15 protein-coding genes and 1 tRNA gene are annotated in these 19,152 nt (G+C 64.6%); 6 read left to right on the forward strand and 10 right to left on the reverse strand.

Features of this window, described 5'->3' with window-relative positions:
• Position 1 precedes the first annotated feature (1 nt).
• On the forward strand, positions 2-1,213 hold the full coding sequence (locus ACVI1L_RS36215) for an MFS transporter (protein ID WP_168855909.1): 1,212 nt from the start codon (positions 2-4) through the stop codon (positions 1,211-1,213).
• 133 nt (positions 1,214-1,346) lie between these two features.
• Entirely contained in the window at positions 1,347-2,006 is a 660-nt protein-coding gene (locus ACVI1L_RS36220; protein WP_456785052.1) for a glutathione S-transferase family protein, read from the forward strand.
• Between the two features lie 65 nt (positions 2,007-2,071).
• Here ACVI1L_RS36220 and lon read toward each other — a convergent pair whose 3' ends face one another.
• The 5 genes from lon to ACVI1L_RS36245 all read right to left on the reverse strand — a co-directional run bounded on the left by lon (position 2,072) and on the right by ACVI1L_RS36245 (position 9,024).
• Positions 2,072-4,501, reverse strand: coding sequence for an endopeptidase La (gene lon / locus ACVI1L_RS36225; RefSeq protein WP_028333951.1), 2,430 nt, complete (start codon positions 4,499-4,501; stop codon positions 2,072-2,074).
• Between the two features lie 322 nt (positions 4,502-4,823).
• Positions 4,824-6,098 carry an ATP-dependent Clp protease ATP-binding subunit ClpX gene (gene clpX, locus ACVI1L_RS36230; protein ID WP_018271869.1) on the reverse strand — a complete coding sequence of 425 codons (1,275 nt, stop codon included), beginning with the start codon at positions 6,096-6,098 and terminating at the stop codon, positions 4,824-4,826.
• 442 nt (positions 6,099-6,540) lie between these two features.
• Complete coding sequence (locus tag ACVI1L_RS36235) at positions 6,541-7,176, reverse strand: ATP-dependent Clp protease proteolytic subunit (protein WP_016847729.1); 636 nt, start codon at positions 7,174-7,176, stop codon at positions 6,541-6,543.
• Positions 7,177-7,416: 240 nt separating this feature from the next.
• Positions 7,417-8,775, reverse strand: coding sequence for a trigger factor (gene tig, locus ACVI1L_RS36240; protein WP_057016451.1), 1,359 nt, complete (start codon positions 8,773-8,775; stop codon positions 7,417-7,419).
• Positions 8,776-8,939: 164 nt separating this feature from the next.
• Positions 8,940-9,024, reverse strand: a tRNA-Leu gene (locus tag ACVI1L_RS36245).
• Between the two features lie 136 nt (positions 9,025-9,160).
• Here ACVI1L_RS36245 and ACVI1L_RS36250 point away from each other — a divergent pair.
• The 3 genes from ACVI1L_RS36250 to ACVI1L_RS36260 all read left to right on the forward strand — a co-directional run bounded on the left by ACVI1L_RS36250 (position 9,161) and on the right by ACVI1L_RS36260 (position 12,402).
• Positions 9,161-10,510 (forward strand): multicopper oxidase domain-containing protein, encoded by a 1,350-nt coding sequence (locus ACVI1L_RS36250; protein WP_456785653.1) that lies wholly within the window; start codon positions 9,161-9,163, stop codon positions 10,508-10,510.
• 18 nt (positions 10,511-10,528) lie between these two features.
• Complete coding sequence (locus ACVI1L_RS36255) at positions 10,529-11,614, forward strand: enolase C-terminal domain-like protein (RefSeq protein ID WP_456785053.1); 1,086 nt, start codon at positions 10,529-10,531, stop codon at positions 11,612-11,614.
• A 77-nt stretch (positions 11,615-11,691) separates the two neighbouring features.
• Positions 11,692-12,402 carry a hypothetical protein gene (locus ACVI1L_RS36260; protein WP_438071815.1) on the forward strand — a complete coding sequence of 237 codons (711 nt, stop codon included), beginning with the start codon at positions 11,692-11,694 and terminating at the stop codon, positions 12,400-12,402.
• 33 nt (positions 12,403-12,435) lie between these two features.
• Here the strand turns inward: ACVI1L_RS36260 and ACVI1L_RS36265 are convergent, their stop codons facing one another.
• Entirely contained in the window at positions 12,436-13,212 is a 777-nt protein-coding gene (locus ACVI1L_RS36265) for a tetratricopeptide repeat protein (RefSeq protein WP_456785054.1), read from the reverse strand.
• A 349-nt stretch (positions 13,213-13,561) separates the two neighbouring features.
• On the opposite strand from ACVI1L_RS36265, the gene ACVI1L_RS36270 reads away from it, so the two are divergent.
• Positions 13,562-13,903 carry a hypothetical protein gene (locus tag ACVI1L_RS36270; protein ID WP_063790074.1) on the forward strand — a complete coding sequence of 114 codons (342 nt, stop codon included), beginning with the start codon at positions 13,562-13,564 and terminating at the stop codon, positions 13,901-13,903.
• 93 nt (positions 13,904-13,996) lie between these two features.
• Here the strand turns inward: ACVI1L_RS36270 and ACVI1L_RS36275 are convergent, their stop codons facing one another.
• The 4 genes from ACVI1L_RS36275 to ACVI1L_RS36290 all read right to left on the reverse strand — a co-directional run bounded on the left by ACVI1L_RS36275 (position 13,997) and on the right by ACVI1L_RS36290 (position 19,077).
• Positions 13,997-15,415, reverse strand: coding sequence for an MFS transporter (locus ACVI1L_RS36275; protein ID WP_456785055.1), 1,419 nt, complete (start codon positions 15,413-15,415; stop codon positions 13,997-13,999).
• Positions 15,416-15,476: 61 nt separating this feature from the next.
• On the reverse strand, positions 15,477-16,847 hold the full coding sequence (locus tag ACVI1L_RS36280) for an LLM class flavin-dependent oxidoreductase (protein WP_456785056.1): 1,371 nt from the start codon (positions 16,845-16,847) through the stop codon (positions 15,477-15,479).
• Positions 16,848-16,886: 39 nt separating this feature from the next.
• Positions 16,887-18,086: a CaiB/BaiF CoA transferase family protein gene (locus ACVI1L_RS36285; RefSeq protein WP_456785057.1), complete on the reverse strand. Its 1,200-nt coding sequence runs from the start codon at positions 18,084-18,086 to the stop codon at positions 16,887-16,889.
• Entirely contained in the window at positions 18,076-19,077 is a 1,002-nt protein-coding gene (locus ACVI1L_RS36290; protein WP_076825325.1) for an HpcH/HpaI aldolase/citrate lyase family protein, read from the reverse strand. Before ACVI1L_RS36290 ends, ACVI1L_RS36285 begins: the two co-directional genes overlap by 11 nt.
• Between the last annotated feature and the right edge of the window lie 75 nt (positions 19,078-19,152).

Here is a 19,152-nt window from a genome sequence, read left to right on the forward strand (position 1 = left end):
CATGAACATCGAAGTCGATCGCGAAGCCCTGCTCGACGCGGGCCCCTGGAAACGCAATTTGATCGTCTGCGTGTTCGGCTCCTTCACGACAATCGTGGGGATGACGCTGCTGCTGCCGTTCCTGCCGCTCTATGTCGAGCAGCTCGGCGTGACCGATCATGCCGCGATCGTGCAATGGTCGGGCGTCGCCTATGGCGCGACCTTCTTCAGCGCGGCGCTGACGGCGCCGCTGTGGGGACGGCTCGCCGATCGCTACGGCCGTAAGCTGATGCTGATCCGCGCCAGCCTCGGCATGGCGATCGCGATGTCGCTGATCGGCATGGCGCACAACGTCTATGAGCTGGTCGGCCTGCGGCTGCTGACTGGCCTGCTCGGCGGCTACGCGTCGGGTTCGACCGTGCTGGTCGCGGCGCAGACGCCGAAAGCGCGATCCGGCTGGGCGATCGGCGTGCTGTCGGCCGGCATCATGGCCGGCAGCCTGGTCGGTCCCTTGATCGGCGGCGTGCTGCCGGGGCTGATCGGCATCCGCGCGACCTTCTTCCTGATCGGCGGCGTCATCTTCTTCACCTTCCTCGGCACGACCTTTTTGATCCGCGAGGAAGCACGCCCGAAGACCGCGAAAGGCGGCAAGGCGCGTGGCGGCTGGTCGCTGGTCCCGGACAAGCGCCCTGTCGTCGCGATGTGGGGAACCGGCCTGCTGCTGATGGTCGCCAACATGTCGATCGAGCCGATCATCACGGTCTATGTCGCGCAACTGGTCGAAGCACCGCAGGTGACGTTCGTCGCCGGCCTCGTGATGTCGGCGGCGGCCTTCGGCAGCCTCTTGTCGTCCTCGCATCTCGGCAAGCTGGCCGATCGGGTCGGCCACTGGCGGATCATCACCATCTGCCTTGCTGTCTCCGCGCTGCTGTTGATCCCGCAGGCCTTCGTGGTCAGCGGCTGGCAGTTGATCCTGCTGCGCTTCCTGATGGGGCTCGCGCTCGGCGGCCTCCTGCCCTGCATCGCGAGCGTGATCCGGCACAACGTGCCTGATGCGGTCACCGGCAGCATGCTCGGCTATTCGATCTCGGCGCAATATGCCGGCCAGGTTATCGGCCCGCTCGGCGGCGGCTTCATCGGCGGCCATATCGGCATGCCCGCAGTGTTCCTCGGCACCAGCGTGCTGATGGCACTCGGCGCGATCGGCAATTTCGTCGTCGAGAGGAAAGACTAGTTCCGGCGCCGGCGTACCCACGTCGGCAACTCGATCGTTCCGTACCGCAACGACGAAAAAGCCCGTCGGGGTGTCGGAACGCGCGCCATTCGTTCGTCCTTTTGCCTGTGAAGCCAGCAAATGGAGATACCCAATGGCCGACCTGACCCTGACCACCTTCGATTGGGTTCCGGAGATGCCGCGGGGATTTGTGCGCGACCTCCGGGTGCGCTGGGCACTGGAAGAGGCGCGCTTGCCGTATCGCGTTGCGAGCGTGCCATTTCGCGATCGGAGCGCCGAGCACTTCGCGCACCAGCCGTTCGGCCAGGTGCCGTGGCTGACCGACGGCGACATCTCGATCTTCGAGAGCGGCGCGATCCTGCTGCATCTCGGCGAGCGCAGCGACGCGCTGCTGCCGACCGATCCGTACCAACGCAACGAGGCTTTGAAATGGCTGTTCGCAGCGCTCAACTCGGTCGAGATGGCGAGCCTGCCCTGGTCGCTCCTGGTATTCTCGGGCGAGAGCGGCGGCACGTCGGCATGGACACGCTTCGACGGCTTCCTGCAATCCCGGCTCAGGCACATGGAGCCGGTGCTCGCGGGCCGCAAATGGCTGGCCGGGCCATTCTCCGTCGCCGACGTTCTCATGGCGGATGTGCTGCGCCTGGTCGACCGCTTCGACGGACTGGCGGAATATCCCGCGTGTCGCGACTACGTCGCGCGTGCCACGGCGAGGCCGGCTTTCGCGAAGGCGCATGCCGATCAGATGGCGCACTTTGCCGCCGCGGACAGAGCCGCAGCCTTCCCGACCTGATCGCGAACAGCGAAAACAAAAACGGCGCCCGAAGGCGCCGTTTTCTTATGTCGATCTGAGCTCGCTCAGTGCGCCGTCAGGCCGCCGGATGCTTCATCGGAAGCATCGGGCTTGACGTCGACCTTGCTGGTCTCCTCTTCCCAGACGATCGGCGCGGGCACGCGGACCAGCGCCTTGGCGACGACCTCATCCAGCCGCGAGACCGGAATGATGTCCATGCCGCCCTTGATCGCATCGGAAATCTCCGTGAGATCCTTGGCGTTGTCCTCCGGGATCAGCACCGTCTTGATGCCGCCGCGGGCGGCGGCCAGGAGCTTCTCCTTCAGACCGCCGATCGGCAGCACGCGACCACGCAGCGTGATCTCGCCGGTCATCGCGACATCGTGGCGGACCGGAATGCCGGTCATGACCGAGATGATCGCGGTGGCCATCGCAACGCCGGCAGACGGACCGTCCTTCGGCGTCGCGCCCTCCGGCACGTGAACGTGGATGTCGCGGCGGTCGAACATCGGCGGTTCGATGCCGTAGACGATCGCACGCGAGCGGACGTAGGACGCCGCCGCCGAGATCGACTCCTTCATCACATCGCGCAGATTGCCCGTGACGGTCATCTTGCCCTTGCCGGGCATCATGACGCCTTCAATGGTGAGCAACTCGCCGCCGACATCGGTCCAGGCCAGACCGGTGACGATACCGACCTGATCCTCGTCGTCGATCTCGCCGAAGCGATACTTCGGAACGCCGAGGAACTCTTCGATGTTCGCCTCGGTGACCTTCACCGACTTTTTCTTGGAGATCATCAGCTCCTTCACCGCCTTGCGGGCGAGTGTGGAGAGCTCACGCTCCAGGTTACGCACGCCCGCTTCGCGGGTGTAGCGGCGGATCATCAAGAGCAAGGCCGCGTCGTCGATCGACCATTCCTTGGAGTCCAGACCGTGCTTGGAGAGCGCGCTCGGGATCAGATGCTTGCGCGCGATCTCGACCTTCTCGTTCTCCGTGTAGCCGGCGATCCGGATGATCTCCATGCGGTCCATCAGCGGGCCCGGAATATTCAGCGTATTCGCGGTCGTGATGAACATCACGTTGGACAGGTCGTAGTCGACCTCCAGGTAGTGGTCGTTGAAGGTCGAATTCTGCTCGGGGTCCAAAACCTCAAGCAGCGCCGACGACGGATCGCCGCGGAAATCGGCGCCCATCTTGTCGATCTCGTCCAGCAGGAACAGCGGGTTCGAGGTCTTCGCCTTGCGCATCGACTGGATGATCTTGCCGGGCATCGAGCCGATATAGGTGCGGCGGTGACCGCGGATCTCGGCCTCGTCACGCACGCCGCCGAGCGACACGCGCACGAATTCGCGCCCCGTGGCCTTCGCGATCGACTTGCCGAGCGAGGTCTTGCCGACGCCGGGAGGCCCGACCAGGCACAGGATCGGTCCGGTCAGCTTGTTGGCGCGCGACTGCACCGCGAGATACTCGACGATACGGTCCTTGACCTTCTCGAGTCCGTAGTGATCGGAGTCCAGCACCGCCTGCGCGGCCTCGAGGTCCTTCTTGACCTTGGACTTCTTGCCCCACGGGATCGACAGCAGCCAATCCAGATAGTTGCGCACGACGGTCGCTTCCGCGGACATCGGCGACATCTGGCGCAGCTTCTTCAGCTCGTGCTGGGCCTTCTCGCGCGCTTCCTTGGACAGCTTGGTCTTGGAGATCTTCTCCTCCAGATCGGCCAGCTCGTCGCGACCTTCGTCGTCGCCGAGTTCCTTCTGGATCGCCTTCATCTGCTCGTTCAGGTAATACTCGCGCTGGGTCTTCTCCATCTGGCGCTTGACGCGCGAGCGGATGCGCTTCTCGACCTGCAACACCGAGATCTCGCTCTCCATCAGGCCCAGCACCTTCTCCAGGCGCTGCGTGACGGACAACGTCTCCAGGATCGCTTGCCGATCGGCAATCTTGACCGCGAGATGCGAGGCAACAGTATCGCCGAGCTTGGCGAAATCGGTGATCGCCTGAACCACGCCGACGACTTCGGCGGAGATCTTCTTGTTCAGCTTCACATAGCTTTCGAAGTCGGACACGACCGACCGCGCCAGCGCCTCGGCTTCGACCGAGTTGGCGTCAGTGTCGGCGAGCGCGACCGCGGTCGCCTCATAATATTCGCTGCGGTCGGAATACTTCTCGACGCGCGCGCGCTCGAGGCCCTCGACCAGCACCTTGACGGTGCCGTCGGGCAGTTTCAGGAGCTGCAGGACGCTGGCGAGCGTACCGGTCTCGTAAATTGAATCGGGTGCCGGATCGTCATCGGACGCGTTCTTCTGCGTCGCGAGCATGATCAGCGCGTCGTTCTTCATCACCTCTTCGAGCGCGCGGATCGATTTCTCGCGGCCGACGAAGAGCGGCACGATCATGTGCGGGAAGACGACGATGTCGCGGAGCGGCAGCACCGGATAGGAGTGGCTTTCGCCGTGGACGATCGTTGGCCGGGGTTTTGAGGTCGTCATGGCCTAATCCTTTTGTTGTGCCCCCTTGCACGCAGTCCGCCTGCTTGCGCAACCGCCACAAGGTGCCTTGGTGATGCGGAATGAGAATGCCGTCGGCAGCCGCTTATTCCGCATCGTGAAGCGACGAATCTCAACGGATGAGATCCCTCACCGATAGCATTAGGTGGCTATCAGGCGGGGGGGTGTCAAGTCTCAGAAGTGTCGGGAAATATAGGCTAAACAAGCATTTGCTGCTACGCCGTAAGGGCGCCGCTGCTGCGCCACGGCGGCCGCCGGAGCGTCCGGCAGCCGTGCATTTTTGGCGGGTCGAGACGAGCGCCGTTTAGGCGCTCGCGCTGCTCTCGACGGCGCGGTCGGAACGATCCGCGTAGATGTAGAGTGGACGCGCCGTTCCCTCGACGACCTCGCGCGAGATCACGACTTCCTCGACGCCTTCCAGGCCCGGGAGATCGAACATGGTTTCGAGCAGGATGCTCTCCAGGATCGACCGCAGGCCGCGCGCGCCGGTCTTGCGCTCGATCGCCTTGCGGGCGACCGCGCCAAGCGCCTCGTCGGCGAAGGTCAGCTCGATGTTCTCCATCTCGAACAGCCGCTGGTACTGCTTCACCAGCGCGTTCTTCGGATCGGTCAGGATCTTCTTCAGCGAGGTCTCGTCGAGGTCCTCCAGCGTCGCAACGACGGGCAGACGGCCGACGAATTCCGGGATCAGGCCGTACTTCAGCAGATCTTCCGGCTCGACGTGACGGAAGATCTCGCCGGTGCGGCGGTCCTCCGGCGCGAGCACCTGCGCCGCGAAGCCGATCGAGGTCGAGCGGCCGCGCGCGGAGATGATCTTCTCGAGGCCCGAGAACGCACCGCCGCAGATGAACAGGATATTGGTGGTATCTACCTGCAGGAACTCCTGCTGCGGATGCTTGCGGCCGCCCTGCGGCGGGACCGAGGCCACAGTGCCTTCCATGATCTTCAGCAGCGCCTGCTGGACGCCCTCGCCCGACACATCGCGGGTGATCGAGGGGTTGTCCGATTTGCGGCTGATCTTGTCGATTTCGTCGATATAGACGATGCCGCGCTGCGCACGCTCGACGTTGTAGTCGGCGGCCTGTAGCAGCTTCAGGATGATGTTCTCGACGTCCTCGCCGACATAGCCGGCTTCAGTCAGCGTCGTCGCGTCAGCCATGGTGAAGGGCACGTCGAGGATGCGGGCCAGCGTCTGCGCGAGCAGCGTCTTGCCCGAACCGGTCGGACCGATCAGCAGGATGTTCGACTTCGCCAGTTCGACGTCGTTGTGCTTGGTCTGATGGTTGAGCCGCTTGTAGTGGTTGTGGACGGCGACCGACAGCACCTTCTTGGCATGGCTCTGGCCGATCACGTAGTCGTCCAGGACCTTGCAGATTTCCTTCGGCGTCGGGATGCCGTCGCGCGACTTCACCAGCGAGGACTTGTTCTCCTCGCGAATGATGTCCATGCACAGTTCGACACACTCGTCGCAAATGAAGACAGTCGGTCCGGCAATCAGCTTGCGAACTTCATGCTGGCTCTTGCCGCAGAACGAGCAATATAGCGTGTTCTTGGCGTCGCTCGTGCCGACCTTACTCATTCATTATCTCCGTCCGCCGTTCGATCTTGTTTGCCAGATCGACCCAATCCGGCACACAACCGGGCTGTTGGGTAGATAGAGCAAATTCCGTACCAAAAAAGACCCTTACGCAATACTGACCGTGTGGATCACGGTTTATTCGAATCTCCGCGATCATAGCCGATGCATCACAGCCAACCATGCTGGCACCCGACTATCAAGAATTCGCTAATCGGATGGCCGGCTCAAGACCGTGACAATACCGTGATTTTCAACGATCGCACGTGGAATACGCGTCGAAATCCACGGAACGTTGCGGGATTACCACGTCGGTATATGAGCACGAAAGCGGAACTTTCCGCTGTGCGCATGCACCCGCCGGCGGGTCCAGCACCCTGCTTTTGCCGGTTATGTGAGGCGTCAATGTGGAGATCACACCGACGCCTCGAGATGCCTGCCCAGATCAGGCCGCCTTCGCGGCGGCCGGATCGTCCGGACGCTTGTCGATGACCTTGTCGACGAGGCCGAACGCCTTGGCGTCCTCGGCGGTGAGGAACTTGTCGCGCTCCAGCGCGTCCTCGATCGCCTTGTAGGTCTGACCGGTATGCTTCACGTAGATTTCGTTGAGGCGCTTCTTGAGATTCAGGATCTCCTGCGCGTGCAGCATGATGTCGGTGGCCTGACCCTGGAAGCCGCCGGAGGGTTGGTGCACCATGATGCGGGAATTCGGCAGCGTGAAGCGCATGTCCTTCTCGCCCGCAGCCAGCAGCAGCGAGCCCATCGAGGCCGCCTGCCCGGTGCACAGCGTCGATACCGGCGGACGGATGAACTGCATCGTGTCGTAGATCGCAAGACCCGACGTCACCACGCCACCCGGCGAGTTGATGTACATCGAGATTTCCTTCTTCGGATTCTCGGCCTCGAGGAACAGCAACTGCGCGACGATCAGCGTCGACATGCCGTCTTCCACCGGACCGGTGACGAAGATGATGCGCTCTTTCAGCAGGCGCGAGAAAATGTCGTAGGCGCGTTCGCCGCGATTGGTCTGCTCGACGACCATCGGCACGAGGTTCATGTAGGTTTCAACGGGATCGCGCATGAAAGAACCCAAGGGTTAGGGGTGATGCAGAACTTTGCTCAAGACTACTTGGCTCAAGACTACTGCCTCAAGGCTTAACCCAGATATGGGCCAATTTCCGGCCGACAAGGCCGTCAACTCGCCGCACTAGCCACCTGGGCAGGTCGCAGAAGTTCAAGCTGATTCGCGTCTTCGCGCCTAGCGACGGGACCCGTCGCGAGGCGCGCTTTCGCGGTTCATCATTAACGCGAGGTGCCGAAATTAAGCGGCAGTTTTCTCGGCGTCTTCATCCTTGAACAGCTCCTCCTTGGTGACCTTCTTCTCGGTCACATTGGCGAGCTCCAGGACGAAGTCGACAACCTTGTCCTCGTAAATCGGGGCGCGGAGCTGGGCCAACGCCTGGGCGTTGCTGCGGTAGTAGTCCCAAACTTCCTTTTCGCGGCCGGGCATCTGGCGCGCGCGCTCGATCACGGCGCGCGACACCTCGTCGTCGGTCACGGTGATCTTGTTCTTCTCGCCGATCTCCGACAGCACGAGGCCGAGGCGGACGCGGCGGTCGGCGATCTTGTGGTACTCCTCCTTTGCCGCTTCCTCAGTGGTGTTCTCGTCGGCGAAGGTCTTGCCGGACGAGTCCATCTCCGCCTTGATCGAGTTCCACATCAGATTGAACTCTTCGGCGACAAGCGACGGCGGCGCCTCGAATTTGTGGCTGTCGTCGAGCCGGTCGAGCAGCGCGCGCTTGACCTTCTGGCGGGTGGCGCCGGCGAACTCGGCCGTCAGGCGCTCGCGGGCGGCCTCCTTCAGCTTGTCGAGCGACTCCAGGCCCAGCGTCTTGGCGAACTCGTCGTCGATCGTGGTCTCACCGGGCGCCTCGATCAGCGTCGCGGTGGTCTCGAACTCGGCCGGCTGGCCGGCGAGCTTCTCGTTCAGATAGTTCTTCGGGAACGAGACCTTCAGCGTGCGGGTCTCATTGGTGCCGATGCCGATCAGCTGCTCCTCGAAGCCCGGGATGAACTGGCCGGCGCCGATCACGACCTGGATGCCCTCGCCGGTGCCGCCGTCGAAGGCTTCACCGTTGATGGTGCCCTTGAAGCTGATGGTGACGCGGTCGCCCTTCTCCGCCACGCCCTCGGTCTTGGCATTGTACGGGCGGCTGCCTTCCGCGATCCGCTTGATGGCATCGTCGACATCGGCGTCGGAGACTTCGACGACTGGCTTCTCGACCGAGAACGACTTGAAATCGGCGAGCTGGATCGGCGGCACGACCTCGATCGCGACGGTGTAGGTCAGGTCGGTCTTGCCCGACAGCAATTCCTCGACCTGGTCCTTCTCGGTCGGCATCGTGATCTTCGGCTCGCCGGCGAGGCGGAAGCCGCGATCCTCGAAGATCTGCCGGTTGGTATCGCTGATGGTCTGGTCGATGGTCTCGGCCATCACCGAGCGGCCGTAGATCTTCTTCAGATGTGCCACCGGCACCTTGCCGGGACGGAAGCCGTTGAGACGGACCTTGTCCTTGAGGTCGACCAGCTTGGCGTCCGCCTTGGCATCGAGATCGGATGCCGGGACGCTGATCTTGAATTCGTGCTTCAATCCCTCGTTGAGGGTCTCGGTGACCTGCATGGTATCAATCTTCTTCCGCTTTTGCCGCGGCCCGAGCGGCCGTGGCAGTGTTCAATCTGTTCGACGATGGGCCTTGCGGCCTAACGTCTGTGGGTTCGGCGAACCCTCACCCCATCGGGACCAAAGGTTCTCCAAGAATTCGTCATGCAAACGCTGTAAGCGCTTGGTGCGGGCGGAGGGACTCGAACCCCCACAACTTTCGTCACTGGAACCTAAATCCAGCGCGTCTACCAGTTCCGCCACGCCCGCGCGAAAAGCATCCCAGTCCGGCCGCGATGCCGCGGGCGGCCGGGCTTATAACATGCGCCCACCGGTTCGCAGCAAAAAAATGGCCGCTGTTGAGCCCGCCCTGCGACCGATCGCGACTGGACAGGTACACTTGAAAATGGTCCGCATCGGCCGGATGGCAAGTCGTCCCGCAAGTCCCGAATTTTCACTCACCCGGCGCAACCTGATCGCCGCCCTCGGCGCCGCGGCGCTTTGCCCCGCTCTGCCGGCCACCGGCGCGGCGCAGGGCCGGACCGCGGTCGCGCTCCAGGCCAAACCTGACCGCATCTCGCTTCGTCCGGACGGACCGGGTCCTGGCGGACCGGAGATACCGGTCTGGTCGCTCGGCAGCGGCGACCTCCGCTTCAAGCGCGGCGAGGTCCTTGACGTCACCTTTGGCAATGACCTGCCGGTCGCGGCCGCGCTGGATTGCCGCGGGCTCGACGGCGTCGCAGCGGCGGAGCCACTGGCCTCCCGGGCGCTGCTTGCCGCCGGGGCAAAGGATAGCTTCCAGCTGCCGCTTCGGCATGCCGGCACCTTTCTGTGCGAGCCGCTGATCGGCGATGGCAGCACGGCGCCGGCACGGCCGCGGCCGCTGATCGTGACCGGCACCTCGCCGGTCGCGGTCGACCGCGACGAGGTCTTGCTGATCGAGGAGTGGCGCCTGCGACCGGACGGAAGCGCAATCCCGGCCGGCAATGATCCAAAAGATTCGACGCAAATTCATACGATTAACGGCAAAACCTCATACGACATCTCGGCACCGGCCAATGCCCGCCTCAGACTCCGCTTCATCAACGGCAGCCAACGCAGCGTGCTGGCGATCAAGCTGGAGAACCTCGATGTCCGTGTGATGGCCATCGACGGCCAGCCGGCCGAACCGTTTCCGGCCCGGAACGGTGCGCTGGTACTGGCTCCCGGCGGCCGCACCGATGTCTTCGTCGACGCGGCCGGACCGGCCGGAACCAGCTTCGCGATCCTGCTGCACGACGGCACGCAGGCCCGCCCGGTCGGCAAGCTGGCCGTCTCGAACGACCCGCCGCTCCGGCCGGCGCCGTTCCCGCCGGCTCCGCCGCTGCCCGGCAACGACATGCCCGCCCAGCTCGATCTCAAGAACGCCGCAAGGTTCGAGCTAACCCTCGGCACGCCGACCGAATGGTTCCGCACGGCGGACTTCAAGCCATCGGCCGCTCCGGCCTTTCAGGCCAAAGCCGGCCGGCCGGTGGTGCTGGCGCTGACCAACCGCGGCCCGATCGCCAGCGTCTTTCATCTGCACGGCCATCACTTCCGTCTGCTCGACCGGCTCGACGACGGCTGGAAGCCGTTCTGGCTCGACACGCTCGCGATCGAGCCGGGCCAGACCCAGCACATCGCCTTCCTCGCCGAATATCCGGGCCGCTATCTGATCGAGCAGGTCGCGACCGACTGGGCCGCGCCGCGGCTCTTCCGATGGTACAGTGTCCAATAACAAGAAGAGGAAACGTCCATGAGCCAGACAGTTGCAGCGATCCGCGCAGTCAAGGCGCGAAGCGTCGTGGTGCCGCTCAAGCGCCCTGTGAAGAACGCCTTCGGCGTGATCGATTCCGGCCCGCTGGTTCTGATCGATGTCGAGACTGACCAAGGCGTTACCGGCCGCACCTACATCTTCGCCTACAGCAAGCTCACGCTTAAACCTCTTGCCTATCTGATCGAGGAGATCGGCCGCGAGCTCATCGGCAAGCCGGTCGCGCCGTTCGACCTGATCAAGGCAATGGACGCCAAGTTTCGGCTGCTCGGCTGGCAGGGCCTGGTCGGCATGGCGGTATCCGGACTCGACATGGCCTATTGGGATGTGCTCGGCCAGCTCGCCGGCCGGCCGCTGGTCGAACTGCTTGGCGGCTCGGCGAAGCCGATCAAGGCCTATGACAGCTACGGCGTGGTCGATCCCGTTGCCGATGAGCGCGCGCTGCGCTGCTCGCTTGACCAGGGTTTTCGCGGCATAAAAATCAAAGGCGGCGACGGTGATGCCGCCAATGACGAGCGCGTCGTGAAGGGCGTGCGCGCCCTGCTCGGCCCCGACATCGCGTTGATGATCGACTTCAACCAGTCGCTCGATCCGGCGGAGGCGACCCGCCGCATCGCCCGCCTTGCGCCCTACGATTTGCACTGGATCGAGGAGCCGGTGCCGCAGGAGAGCCTGTCCGGCCACGCAAAAGTCCGCGAGACCTCGCCGACGCCGATCCAGGCCGGCGAGAACTGGTGGTTTCCGCGCGGCTTTGCCGAAGCGATCGCGGCCGGCGCATCCGACTTCATCATGCCCGACGTGATGAAGGTCGGCGGCGTCATCGGCTGGATGCAAGTCGCGGGACAAGCCGACGCCGCCTCGATCCCGATGTCGAGCCATCTGTTCGCGGAAGTCAGCGCGCATCTGCTCGCGGTGACGCCGACCGCGCACTGGCTCGAGTTCCTCGACTTCGCCGGCGCGATCCTCACAAGGCCCGCCGAAATCGTCGACGGCGCCGTGACCGCTCGCGGTCCCGGGCTCGGCATCGGGTGGAACGAGTCGGCCGTCGCAAAGTATCTCGTCGGCTAGCGGCGATCCTGGCCGGTGAGGGCACGCTTCACCTTTGCGACGCATTCATGTAGGTCGATCCGAAATCGGAGCGCCCAATGTCAACCAATAGCAAGCTGACGCTCAAATTCCGTTGTCCGACGGAGCTTGATGGACTGATACCGGCCCCGATACCGGCGGCGCAGGGCGTTCCCGACTGGCTCAAGGCGATGCCGGCGACGGCGTTCTCCTCGATCAACCTGCACGACGAGGACACCATCAAGCGCTGCCCGCCGTTCGTGGATGCGATGACCTGCGGGTTCTTGCTGCCGCTGGTTTGCGATCTCAAGGTCGAGGACGGCGAAATCACCTGGGACCAGGACCTGCCGCCGGGAGGCACGCCGGAATTCCCACGCTCACCGATCGGCTTCCACGACCCGGGTCAGGTCACCGGCACTCCGCTGTTTGAAGAGGGCCGCTTCTTTCTCAAATTCCACAATTTGTGGACCGTCGAAGCCCCGGAAGGCTACGCGATCTACTTCACCCATCCCGTCAACCGCTTCGACCTGCCATTCACCACACTCAGCGGCCTGGTCAATTCCGACCTCTATGCCGACAATTGGGTGCACTTTCCGGCGTACTGGCACGACAGGAATTTCAGAGGCGTCCTCCCCAAGGGGACTCCGATCGCGCAATGTATTCCCGTCAAGCGAGACGACTGGACCGCGCAGGCATCGCCGTTCACCGCGGAAGACGCCAAGCGGGTCGGCGAACTCCGCACCGAGCTCCGACGGCAGCCGAACCTCTACCGGAGAAACTTCAGGGCGTAAGGCACGGCGGAATGCCGCCCGCCGGGCTCAATCTCACTCCCCGCCGAGGAACTTCGCAGCGGCGCTCTGGGAGAAGAAGAAGCGGCCATGAGATCCCGAGGCCATGACGAATGCCGCGCGTCCAAACAGCTGGGGCTGACCGCGCATCACCGAGCGCAGCGCTGCCTCGGCAGCATCGCGCTCCCCCTGCTCGAAAAGGCAGGTGGCGAGGTGGGCGCGGGTTGAGCGATCATCCGGGTATTGCGCGAGCACGCGGCGGAACGCATCCGCGGCTGCGGCGTAGTCGCCACGGAGGATCAGGACCCGCCCGAGCTGGTTGAGAATGTCGGGGCGTCCCGGCGCAGCATCACGTGCCGCCGTCAGGACGCTTGCAGCCCGCGCGACGTCATTGGTCTCCTGCAACAGGCGCCCGAGAGCGAGCTGCAGGTCGACGCTCTCAGGGGCCAGCGCGAGACCGGCCTCGATCGTGCTGATCGCTTCGTCGTGTTGACCGGCCTTGGCAAGCTGCCCGGCGAGTTCCTGAAAGGACGGAAAATATGGCGGGCGGCGTGCCGCCGTGCGCCGAAGCTGTGCGATGCCGTCGGCGACGCGGCCCGCGCCGCACATCAGCGCGCCGAGCAAAGTCTCGACCTCTCCATCGTCGATGCGACGCGCAACCCGCTCGAGCGTTGCGATCGCCTCGCCGCCCCGGTTCTGCCCCATCAGGGCATGCGCCAGAAGAAGCGCGGCGTGTCTGTCCGTGCGGTTTGATTTCAGGAGGTTCGTCGCAATCTGCTCGGCCTGAGCAAACTGCTGCGCCCGCAACGCCAAGGCGCCTTGTTGCAGCGCCTGAGCGAGGAAATTGTTCTGCCTGCCACTCACGAGAGGTTTCTGGAGGATCCGAGAGAATGTTGAGGGCCCTAGCCCCGCCATCGCGGGGCGCCCAGCAACAGTCTCGTTAAAACGCGACATGAGGTCAACAGCAGCGCCCCGCCCACCTTCTGGCCTACCCAACGGCCTGATGTCGTCGAGCCCATGGCGATCACATCAATTCGCATCGAAATTGCGAAACGGAACCCGTCAATTCGGGACAAGCGTCGGATAAATCCTGTAGTGTCGGAGTTGATCGGCGTGCCGCCGAGCGAATCTGGCACCATGTGGCTCAGATCGGAGAACAGGGATGGCACAGTGTATCGTCGTCGTTCAATTCGACCTTCCGAAACGAACTGAAGAACAGGCCATCAGGGGTGGCATGGGCACCGCCCCCATTTACCGAAAGCTCGCAACAAAGGGGCTGATCCGCAAAGACTATCTCAATGGAGAGGCCGGTACCGGCGGCGTCTATCTCTGGGAGAGCCGAGAGGCGGCCGAGGCATGGTTTACCGAGGCCAAGATCGTCGAGCTCACCGGACGGTTCGGAGTCCGGCCGCGGCTGACCTGGTACGACACACACGTCACCGTCGACAATCTCAAGGGCGAGACGCGGGTGAGCCAAACCGCGCTGATTTCAGCAGCGGAATGAAATCGACCTGAGGTCAGCGTCGAGCGCCCGCATCTGAGCACAGTGCGGGCGCTGTAACGCGGCCGTTTTCGACCGGGGCCTTTGGCCCGACGCCTACTCCCCGCCTCCGGCAATCCCGCCGGGGCTCGGTTGCAGCTTGCCGCGCGCCTGCGCCGATGACGCTTCGCTGTCCATCGCCTCCGGCCGCAATGCCTCCAGCGGACGCTTGCGGGTCTCGATGCCGAGCACCGCAACCGCGATCGCCTGCACCACCAGGAGCCCGGCCACCACAGAGACGACGCCGGTGACGCCGAACCTGATGAACAGCTCGACCACGATGAACGGCGTCACGATCGACATCAGGCGACCGGCGGTGTTGCAGATGCCGGATCCGCGCATCCTGAGCTCGGTCGGGAACAGTTCGGGGATGTAAAGCCCCCAGGCCAGCGCCAGCATCACCGCCACCGTGAACACGAGCAGGAAGCCGATCACGACGAAGGCGACCGGGTTGATGAACATCGGATAGATCAGCCCGAGCCCGGCCGCGGCGAGCGACAGCACGATCAGCGACGGCTTGCGGTCGATCTTCTCGCCGATCCACATGCCCGACAGCGTGCCGAGCGGGCTGCCGAGCGTCATCAGCATGGTGTAGCCGAGCGATGACGACAGGTTGATGCCCTGCTTGACGAAGAAGGTCGGGATCCAGGCGATGAAGCCGTAGACCGCGGTGTTGAGCCCGATCAGGATCAGGCAGCCGACGATGGTCCGCGCGATCAGTGCGCGCGAGAACAGGCGCGTAAAGCGAACGTCCGGCTGTACCGGCGCCGGCTGATAGGCCGGGGTCGGCAGGGTCCTACCCTTGCCGACCTCCTGCTCGATCGCCGCCAGCACCGCCTCCGCCTCGGCGCTCTTGCCCTGCGTCTCGAGCCAACGTGGCGATTCCGGCAGCGAGCGCCGCAGGAACCAGACGATCATCGCGCCAATGCCGCACAGCGCAAACATCCAGCGCCAGCCGAGGTGCGGAATGACGACCCAGCCGACCAGCGTCGCGACGAACAGCGCACCATTGGTGCAGGTCGCGAGCGCCGCGCCCCAGCGGCCGCGCTGCTGCGGCGGGATGAATTCGCTGAGCACGACATAGCCGACGACGATCTCGGCGCCGAGCCCGAGGCCCATCACGAAGCGGGCCCCGATCAGCCAGCTCATCGACGGCGCGAGCGTTGCCGCCAGCGCGCTGAGGCCGAAGATCAGGAGGTTGGCCTGATAGGCGAACTTGCGGCCGAAGCGGTCGCCGGCGACGCCCGCCAGCCAGGCACCGATCAGCATCCCTACAAAGGTCGCCGAGATGAAGCGCGCATTCTGCGCGAGGTCCGAATAGCCGGACTGAACCAGTGCGCCGAGAATGCTGCCGGCGAAGAAGATCTCGAAGCCGTCGACGAACAGCCCGGCTCCGATCAGCGCGAAGATCCGGTAGTGAAACCTTGAGATCGGCAATCTGTCGAGCCGGCCCCCCGCGTTAACGCCCTTGGTCACTTCAGCCTCCCTGATTTTGATTTTGTTTTGATCGTTGTCCGCGCCGATTTTTGTGCCCGCGCTATCTGGTCGAGACGCGCGTCTCCTCGTCTGCGCTCGCATGCATGGCTTGCGGCCGCGGCAGGCCGAGGTTCTCGCGCAACGTGTCGCCCTGATACTCGCGCTGGAACAGGCCGCGCCGTTGCAGCTCGGGCACGACGAGGCGCACGAAGTCCTGGTAGGTTCCGGGCACATGGGTGGCTGCGACGACAAAGCCGTCGCAGCCGCCTTCGCAGAACCAGCGCTCCATCTGATCGGCGACCGCCTTGGGCGAGCCGACGAAGGTCGGTAGTTCAGCGAGCGTCCCGCGCCCGCTGAACTGCACGAAGTCCCGCGGTGTCGGATTGGGCTTGCCGCTGAGATTCATCACGCGGTCGCGGATTGCTTGCAGCCCGCTGATCGAGGCCAGCTCATCCGATGTGAACGGCTCGTCCATCGGCTTGGCCGCGAAATCGTAGTTCAACACCTCCGACAACAGCGTCAGCGCATCGATCGGCTTGGCGAGCCGGCTGATCGCCGCGAACTTGTCCTCGGCCTCGGCCTGGGTCTCGGCGACAACAGGATAGACCGCCGGCGCGATGCTGATGTCCCTGCCCGTCTTGGCCAGCGTTCCCTTGAGGTCCGCATACTGCTTCTTCGCAATGTCGAGATTGGGATAGATCACGAAGATCAATTCGCCCCAGCGCGCCGCAAAGGTCTTGCCGCGGCCGCTCTGGCCGGCCTGAATGATCACCGGATGGCCCTGCGGCGAGCGCGGCACCGTGAACGGGCCGCGCGAGCGGAAGAACTGCCCGTGATGGTCGAGCCGGTGCACCTTGGCCGGGTCGGCGAACAGCCCGCTCTCGCGGTCGAAGCTGACCGCGCCGTCCTCCCAGCTGTTCCAGTGGCCGAGCACGACCTCCATGAACTCGTCCGCGCGGTCGTAGCGCAAATCGTGGCTGAGATGCTGCGAGGCGCCGAAATTCGCCGCCTCGGAGTCGTTCAGCGAGGTCACCACGTTCCAGGCGGCGCGGCCGTTCAGCAGCAGGTCCATCGTCGCGAACACCCGCGCGACGTGGAACGGCTCGTAATAGGTGGTCGAATAGGTCACGCCGATGCCAAGCCGCTCGGTCGCCAATCCCATCGTGAGCGCAACCGAGACCGGATCGAGCTTCGCCGCGCGCACGCCGTGGCGGATGGTCTCGCGGAAATCGTCGCCGAAGCGATCGGGGATCGCGAGCCGGTCGTCGAAGAAGGCAAGATGGAACTTGCCGTGCTCCAGCGTGCGCCCGATCTCCTGGTAATAGTCGCGCGAGAACCAGTTCGGCTTCGAGTCGGGATGGCGCCAGGAGGCCGGATAGTTCGAGCAATTCTGGGCCTGCAGGAAGCCGATCAATTTCATCTGCCTGGTCATGGCGTGGTTCCTTCGTGGCCGCGGGAGAATTGGGGCATGTCAGATCACCCCGTCGCTGCGCAGCGCGGCGAGCGCCGCCGCGGTTGCGCCGGCAAGTGAGGTCAGGACTTCGTCGGTGTGCGCGCCGAGCGCGACGCCGGCATGCTTGAACTGCGGCGGCGTGCGCGACATTTTTGGGATCGCGCTCGGCACCGCAATCGGCCCGGCGCGCGAGGGCACCTCGGCGATGTTGCCGCGGGCGCGGTACTGCGGGTCGGCGAAGATGTCACTGATGCTGTAGATCGGCCCGCAGGGCACGTCGTAGCGCTCGCACTCGGCAAGCGCCGTCTCCAGCGGCTTGGAGCCGATCCAGTCGGCGACCATCCCGTTAACCTCCTCGCGCCGCGCCAGGCGGCCGGCCATGGCCGCATAGCGCGGGTCGGCCGCGAGTTCGGGGCGCTGCATCGCCTGCGCCAGGCGCTCGAACATCTTGTCGCTCGAACAGGCCAGCGCCACCCATTTGCCGTCGGCGGTCTGGTAATGGCTGTGCGGCACGACATTGACGGTGTCGGCACCGAGGCGTTCGCGGACGAAACCGGTCTTGGCGAACACAGTCGCCATCTCGTCGAGCAGCCGAAACACCGATTCATAGAGCCCGATATCGACCACCTGCCCGTGTCCGGTGGCTTCGGCATGGCGCAGCGCCAGCAGCACGCCGAGGGCGCCCCATAGCCCGGAAATGTAATCGGCGAGCGAGGTCGATCCCGGCATCACCGGCGCCCGTCCCGCCTCGCCGGCAAGATAAGCGAGCCCGCTGAAGCCGTGCGCGATCCGGGCAAAGCCCGGCTTGTCACGCAAGGGGCCGTCCTGCCCATAGGCGCTGATGCGCAGCATCACGAGTTTTGGGTTGATCTCGCGTAGCGCCTCGAAGCCGAGCCCCCATTTCTCCAGCGTGCCAGGCCGGAAGTTCTCCAGCACCACGTCGGATTGGCGGACCAGCTCGCGAAACAGCGCGGCGCCACGCTCGCTGCGCAGATCGAGCGTCACCGACTTCTTGTTGCGGGCCTCGCTGAGCCAGACATAGGTGTCGCCGCATTCGCTCGGCGTGCCGAACCGGCGCAAGGGATCGCCTGTGCCTGGCTGCTCGATCTTGATCACCTCGGCGCCGAAGTCGGACAGCACTGTCCCGCAGAACGGCGCCGCCACGAAGGTCGCGATGTCGAGCACGCGAATTCCGGCCAGCGGTGGCTCATGCGACATCGCGCGCTCCCTGCCTGCCCGCCGCCAGAATTGCGTCATGGCGGTCGATGATCGCCTGCGCGCGCTTGAGCACCGCAAGATCGATCAGCACGCCGTCCTGCCCGAAAGCGCCGTCGCCGCCGGCGCTGGCGGACTGGATCTTGGCCGTGATCTCGCGCGCCCAGCCGATCTCACGTGCGGTCGGCGAGAACACCTCGTTGGCGGTCTCGAGCTGCGACGGATGGATCGCCCATTTGCCCTCGAAGCCGAGCGCGGCCGCTCGCGCCGCGCTGGCGCGAAAACCTGCGGCATCGCCGAAATTGGCAAAGGGGCCGTCGATCGCACGCAGGCCGTGGGCGCGGCAGGCATTGGCGATGCGGGCGAGCGCGAAGTGCCACTGGTCGTTCCAGTGCATCCGGCGCGCACCGCCCTCGTCCGCATCGGTGAGCACGGCATAGCGCGGATCGGAGGCGCCGATGATCTCGCCGCAGGTGCGTAGATCAATCGAGTAATCGCCGATGCCAAAGATGACCGCTTCCAACCGCTCCGACGCCTGCACGATGTCCTCGACATTGGCGAGCCCGAGCGTGGTCTCGATCAGGATCTCGATGCCCAGCGGCCTTGCGCGCGGGAACTCGCGCTCGAGCCCCGTCAGCAGCGCCTCGACGAAACGGACGTCGAATGCGGTGCCGACCTTCGGCACCATGACGAGGTCGAGGCGCGGCGCGCGGCTGACGATCTCGATGATGTCGCGATGCGCCCATTCGGTGTCGAGGCCATTGATGCGCACCGCCAGCGTCTTGTTGCCCCAGTCGATCCGGTTCAGCGCCTCGATCGCGATCTCGCGCGCCTCGGGCTTTCGCGGCGGCGCAACCGCGTCCTCCAGATCCAGGAAGATGAAATCGGCCGCGCTACTCGCTGCGCGTTCGAAGAAATGGGTCGAGGTCGCGGGAACCGCGAGTTCGGAACGCTGGACGCGGCGCGTGCGCGGCTTGGTGACGGTGAAGGACATCGGAGCGTCTTTTCTGGAGCATCTTTTCTGCATCGCGCCGCAGGATCGTCTCCCGGGGCCAACAACAATCATGCT

It is taken from the genome of Bradyrhizobium sp. USDA 4516 (assembly GCF_054055915.1).